General features: G+C 25.0%; 6 protein-coding genes. 5 read left to right on the plus strand and 1 reads right to left on the minus strand.

The genetic code is table 11. The features are described from left to right. Nucleotides 1–47: 47 nt before the first annotated feature. From ACERKK_RS10585 to rfbA, 4 genes are read left to right on the plus strand one after another with little or no spacing between them, the layout of a single operon-like run. Complete coding sequence (locus tag ACERKK_RS10585; protein ID WP_373773048.1) at nucleotides 48–1,133, plus strand: glycosyltransferase family 4 protein; 1,086 nt, start codon at nucleotides 48–50, stop codon at nucleotides 1,131–1,133. 2 nt (nucleotides 1,134–1,135) lie between these two features. Further along, complete coding sequence (locus ACERKK_RS10590) at nucleotides 1,136–2,134, plus strand: glycosyltransferase (protein WP_373773049.1); 999 nt, start codon at nucleotides 1,136–1,138, stop codon at nucleotides 2,132–2,134. Next, nucleotides 2,131–3,096: a glycosyltransferase gene (locus ACERKK_RS10595; RefSeq protein WP_373773050.1), complete on the plus strand. Its 966-nt coding sequence runs from the start codon at nucleotides 2,131–2,133 to the stop codon at nucleotides 3,094–3,096. The genes ACERKK_RS10590 and ACERKK_RS10595 overlap by 4 nt, the downstream gene beginning before the upstream one ends. 15 nt (nucleotides 3,097–3,111) lie before the next feature. Then, nucleotides 3,112–3,996, plus strand: a complete 885-nt coding sequence (gene rfbA / locus ACERKK_RS10600) for a glucose-1-phosphate thymidylyltransferase RfbA (RefSeq protein ID WP_373773051.1) — start codon at nucleotides 3,112–3,114, stop codon at nucleotides 3,994–3,996. Nucleotides 3,997–4,006: 10 nt separating this feature from the next. Here rfbA and ACERKK_RS10605 read toward each other — a convergent pair whose 3' ends face one another. Beyond that, complete coding sequence (locus ACERKK_RS10605) at nucleotides 4,007–4,894, minus strand: VirK/YbjX family protein (protein WP_373773052.1); 888 nt, start codon at nucleotides 4,892–4,894, stop codon at nucleotides 4,007–4,009. A 113-nt stretch (nucleotides 4,895–5,007) separates the two neighbouring features. Here ACERKK_RS10605 and rfbC point away from each other — a divergent pair, with 113 nt between their 5' ends. Continuing rightward, nucleotides 5,008–5,592, plus strand: a complete 585-nt coding sequence (gene rfbC / locus ACERKK_RS10610) for a dTDP-4-dehydrorhamnose 3,5-epimerase (protein WP_373773053.1) — start codon at nucleotides 5,008–5,010, stop codon at nucleotides 5,590–5,592. The last annotated feature ends 108 nt before the right edge of the window (nucleotides 5,593–5,700 follow it).

Consider the following 5,700-nt stretch of genomic DNA (forward strand, 5'->3'; position numbering starts at 1 on the left):
GATGTAAAAGGGATTGTTCCTAACCCTACTTGGAAATTATAATATAAATGAAAATTGTACAAATATTACCAGAACTAAATGAAGGTGGAGTTGAACGAGGTGTTGTTGAACTTAACCGTGAATATACAAATAAAGGTATTAATTCTTTTGTAATAAGTGCTGGTGGAAAACTAGAAAATCAAATAAACATAGATGGTGGAAAACATATAAAATTTGATGTTTGTAGTAAGAATATTTTAACATTAGTTTTAAGAGTAATAAAGCTAAGAAAAATTCTAAAAGATTTAAAACCAGATATTATTCATGTAAGAAGTAGAGTACCTGCATGGCTTGTTTATTTTGCAAATAAAAGCTTAAATATAAAAGTTGTTTCTACTGTTCATGGATTTAATTCTGTTAGTTTTTATAGTAAAATCATGACAAAAGCAGATGCTGTTATTTGTGTAAGTAATAGTATAAAAGAGTATATTCAAAAACATTATAATACTGATTCAAAAAAAATCACTGTAATTCCTAGAGGAATAGATTTAGAGCTTTTTAATTTAAATAATATTGATAAAGATTTTATTGTAAATTTTGAAGAAGAGTTTAATTTAAGCAATAAGTTTATCGTATCTTCTGTTGGAAGAGTTACTCAATTAAAAGATTATGAAACATTTATAAAAGCTATTTCTTTAGTTAAAAAAGATATTCCAAATATAAAAGCTTTGATTGTAGGTGGTGTTAGATCTGATAAAGAAGATTATTTAAATTTATTAAAAAAATTAATAAAAGAGCTTAATTTAGAAGAAAATGTTATTTTTACAGGAAGCCAAAATAAAATAGCAGAAATCTATGCACTAAGTGATGTCGTAGTAAGTTCATCAAAAAAACCAGAAAGTTTCGGAAGAGCAGTTGCTGAATCAATCTCATTAAATACACCAGTAGTTGCTACAAATCATGGTGGTGTTAAAGATATCATTTGTGAGAATGAAAATGGATTCTTTTTTGAAGTAGGTGATGAAAAAGAATTAGCAAAAAAAATAATTAAATCACAAAAGTTAAGTTTTGATGGATATAATTATATTTCTAATAATTTTTCTTTGGAAAATATGTTGGATAAAACTATAGATGTTTATGAAGGAATATTATAATTATGAGAATAATTCATTGTGCACCTTTTAATATTATTACAAAAACAGGTGGTTCTTTATATGCAAATCCTATTAAAATTTCTCAAGGTTTAATCCAAAACAAACACTTTGTACATAACTTTGATTATAGAGATACGTCAAGATATATGTCTTTTTTCAGAAATAAGAAAAATGGTCAGAATAAAATGAATGACTTCTTTAAATCTTTGGTTGATGATATTAAACCTGATTTAATTATATTTGGGCATGCTGAATTAATACTTGAAGATACATATGAATATATAAAGAAAAAAAATATACGAATGATTTTTTGGTACAATGATATACCTTTAAAGCCATATTTTCAAGAAATTGCACATTATTTTGATTTTATATTAACAACTGCTGGTGGAAAGTTTATATCTGATATTAAAAAATATAATGAGAAAGCATTTTTCCTACCAAATCTAGTTGATGAAAATATAGAAAAATATAAGGCTTATGAAAATAGTACATTTGAATACGATTTATTATTTACAGGACGTCATGATAAAGAAAGAGCTAAATTAATTGAATATATAGATTCAAATATTAATAATAATATTAAAACTAAATACATTGGACATAATAAAAAATCTGTAGTTATTGGAGATAATTATTTATCTGCATTATCAAAATCTAAAATATGTATTAATCATAATAGAGATTTTACCTTAGAAAACGAGTGGTATACTTCAGATAGATTATTTCATATTCTAGGTAATGGCTCATTTGCTTTGAGTACAAAAATCATTAATGGTGAAGATTTTTTTGAAGATAAATTAGAATATTATGAATCATATGAAGAACTAGTAGATAAAACACATTATTATATAAATAATGAACAAGAAAGACTTGAAAAATCTAAATGGCTAAGAAATAGAGTTCATACTTTATTTAATTCAAAAAGAGTTGCGTCTTATATCCTTAGTTTAATTAATAATGATTTAAAAGATTTAAAAACATATGAGTGGTACAAATGATAAAATATTTATTTAGACATAACAAAGATTATTCAAGGTTTAATATAATAAAACAGTTTACTAAAGATATTAAATTAGAAAATGATATTTTTATATTATTACCTTTTTCTAAAAATCAATTTTTCAAGAACTTTTTAAAAAGAGATAGAATTGTAAATGACTTTTTTATATCAAATTATGATACTTATGTTTATGATAGAAAGAAAATTACAAATAAAAATCCAAGAGCATGGTGGAAATATTTTCAAGATTTAATTAACTTTAAATTTTCAAAATATATTCTATCTGATACAAATGAACATTTTAAATACTGGGAAAGTCTTTTTGGTAAGTTTTCTGGTAAACATTTTGTTTTTCCTGTACTTGCTGATAGAGATATATATTTTCCTTCAACTTCAAAAGTAAAAAATGAAAAAGTGAGAATACTTTTTTATGGTTCATTTATACCATTACATGGAATTGATATTATTCTTAATGCTTTTTCTTTAATGGAAAAAAAAGGTATTGAATTTGAAGCTAAGATTATAGGAAAAGGACAGATGTATCCAAAAATGAAAGATCTGTTTACAAAATTAGATTTAAAACAAGTTGTAATGAATGGTGAAATTATAAATGAAAAAGAACTAGGAGAAGTAATTCGAGAACATGATATTATTTTGGGTATTTTTGGTGATAGTGTAAAAGCCAAAAGTGTAGTACCAAATAAAGTATATCAAGCACTTGCTTCTGAAAAAACGATTATAACTATGAAATCAAAAGCAATAAATGAATTTTTTACAAATGAAGATTTAATTACTTGTGATAATAAACCTAAAGATTTAGCAGATGAACTAACAAAACTTATTAATAATCCTATTTTAATTGATAAAACTTCTAAAAATGGTTATAGAAAATTTACTGAGATATATAATGAAACTAAAATAAAATTTGAAGATTTTATTTCTTCAATTGATAAAAACTAAACTAAAAGGAAAATTATGAAAGGAATAATACTAGCAGGAGGAAGTGGAACAAGACTATATCCAATTACAAAAGGCGTAAGTAAACAGTTAGTTCCAATTTATGATAAACCAATGGTTTATTATCCATTATCAGTATTAATGTTAGCAGGTATTACAGAAGTACTTATTATTTCAACTCCAACTGATTTACCAAGATTTGAAGAACTTTTAGGTGATGGTAGTGATTTAGGTATGAAGTTTGAATACATAGTTCAACCAAGTCCTGATGGATTAGCACAAGCATTTACATTAGGTGAAGAATTTTTAGACGGAGATGATGCATGTTTAGTATTAGGTGATAATATTTTTTATGGTCATGGACTAACAGAGCTATTAGCACAAAGTGTAAAAAATGCTGAAGAAGAAAATAAAGCAACTGTGTTTGGTTACTATGTAAAAGATCCAGAACGATATGGAGTTGCAGAATTTAATGATAATGGTGATGTAACTTCAATAGAAGAAAAACCATCTGAACCAAAATCAAACTACGCAGTAATTGGATTGTACTTTTATCCAAATGATGTAGTAAAAAAAGCAAAAGCTGTAGTTCCTTCTGATCGTGGTGAATTAGAAATCACAACTTTAAATCAAGATTACTTAAAAGAAGAAAGATTAAAAGTAGAATTGATGGGAAGAGGATACGCATGGCTTGATACAGGTACTCATGAATCACTATTAGAAGCTAGTCAATTTATTCAAACAATTGAAAATAGACAAAGTTTAAAAGTAGCATGTTTAGAAGAAATAGCTTATGAAATGGGATATATTTCAAGAGAGAAACTTTTAGAATTAGCAGAACCATTAAAAAAGAACCAATATGGACAATATTTAATATCAAGAGCAAATCAAAGAAAAATTTAATTTTCTTTGATTAGTTTTGTAAACTTTTTAATACTTTTTTCATAACTTCTTTGTGTTCATCTAGCATATTATACCTTTTATTATACATGGACCTTTTTTTAGAAGCAATTTCTTCCATAGTTTTCCTTTTTTCTACTAAAGGTAAAGTATAAAATTTATCACCAGCAATACCACTTTCTTCTTCCCAATATTGATCGTAATTTGCTTGAAATTTATCTGTTTTACTCACATGAGAACAGTTTGCAACATGAAACTGTGATCTAATAGCACTAATTTTATTGACATTATATACTTCACATATTTGACGTAAAATAAAAAATAAATAGTTTCTTGGTCTTACTCCATGCATTTTTTTAGTTACTTGTTTTATAGTATCTGGATTAACTGAACTTCTACTTTGAATACCGTAAATTATAAATTCTAAATCATTATCTTTTTGATAAAATGAAAATGAAATAGAGTATAAATCCTCATTATTTAAATCAAGCAACAGTGTCATTTCACCTTCTTTACCTAATGCAGCTATATAACAAAGTTTAACTTTTATTTTTCCAATATTTTCTAATTCAAATTCCAATAAATCTAATTCAAAAGTTGAATATATTTTTTCAATAGCATTTGACGTGAAATTATTTGAAATATAACTATAATGAGATTGAATATGCTCAAATTTATTTTTAATAGCATTATTACAAAATAGATATGCTCTGAATGGTTTATTATAAATATCAGGTTGAGATTTAATAACTGGTTCTAAATTAGAATTTAAAAATAAATGATATAAAGATTTAATATCATTTTTATGTAATAATCCTCTTAATATAAATTTGAATTTTTTAAAATTAGAACCATTTAATTCTTTTGCTATTTGAAGAAGACTTATTTGTGATTTTGACATAAATTTGATTACCTTTTATTTTTAAGCTTTTTGGGATATTATTTATTAATCTATTTTACAATATAATGTATTTCTATTTAATTAAAAAAATCAAATAAAAAGAGTTATATAATATGAATTTTATAAGAACACAAATACCTGATGTTGTTATCATTGAACCAAGAGTTCATGGAGATCATAGAGGATACTTTGTAGAAACATTTAGAGCAGATAAATTAGAAGAATTCCTTGGCTTTAAAATAAACTTCTGCCAAGATAATGAATCAAAGTCCTCAAAAGGAGTTCTTCGTGGACTTCACTATCAACTACCACCTCATGCACAAACAAAACTTGTAAGAGTAATACAAGGAAAAGTTTTAGATATAGCAGTAGATATTAGAAAAAACTCTCCAACTTTTGGACAACATGTTGCAGTTGAATTATCATATGAGAATAAAAGACAACTTTTGGTTCCACGTGGATTTGCACATGGATTTATAGTTTTAGAAGATGATACAACATTTGCTTATAAAGTAGATAATTATTACTCACCCCAATGTGACAGAGGAATAGCTTTTAATGATTTAGATTTAAATATTGATTGGAAACTATCATTAGATGAATTAAACCTATCAGATAAAGATAAAAAACAACCAAAACTATTTGATATCAAAGACAATAAAGAGATATTTGAATTTGGAGTAGACTATTATGCCTAATGAAATGTTTAATGTTTTAATTACAGGAACAAATGGTCAAGTAGGAAGTGAAATAAAAATACTTTCAAATGATTATAACTATAATTTCTTTTTTACAACAAGAGATAC

Origin of the sequence: Poseidonibacter sp., from assembly GCF_041821165.1 — a bacterium.
Taxonomy (GTDB): Bacteria; Campylobacterota; Campylobacteria; order Campylobacterales; family Arcobacteraceae; genus Poseidonibacter.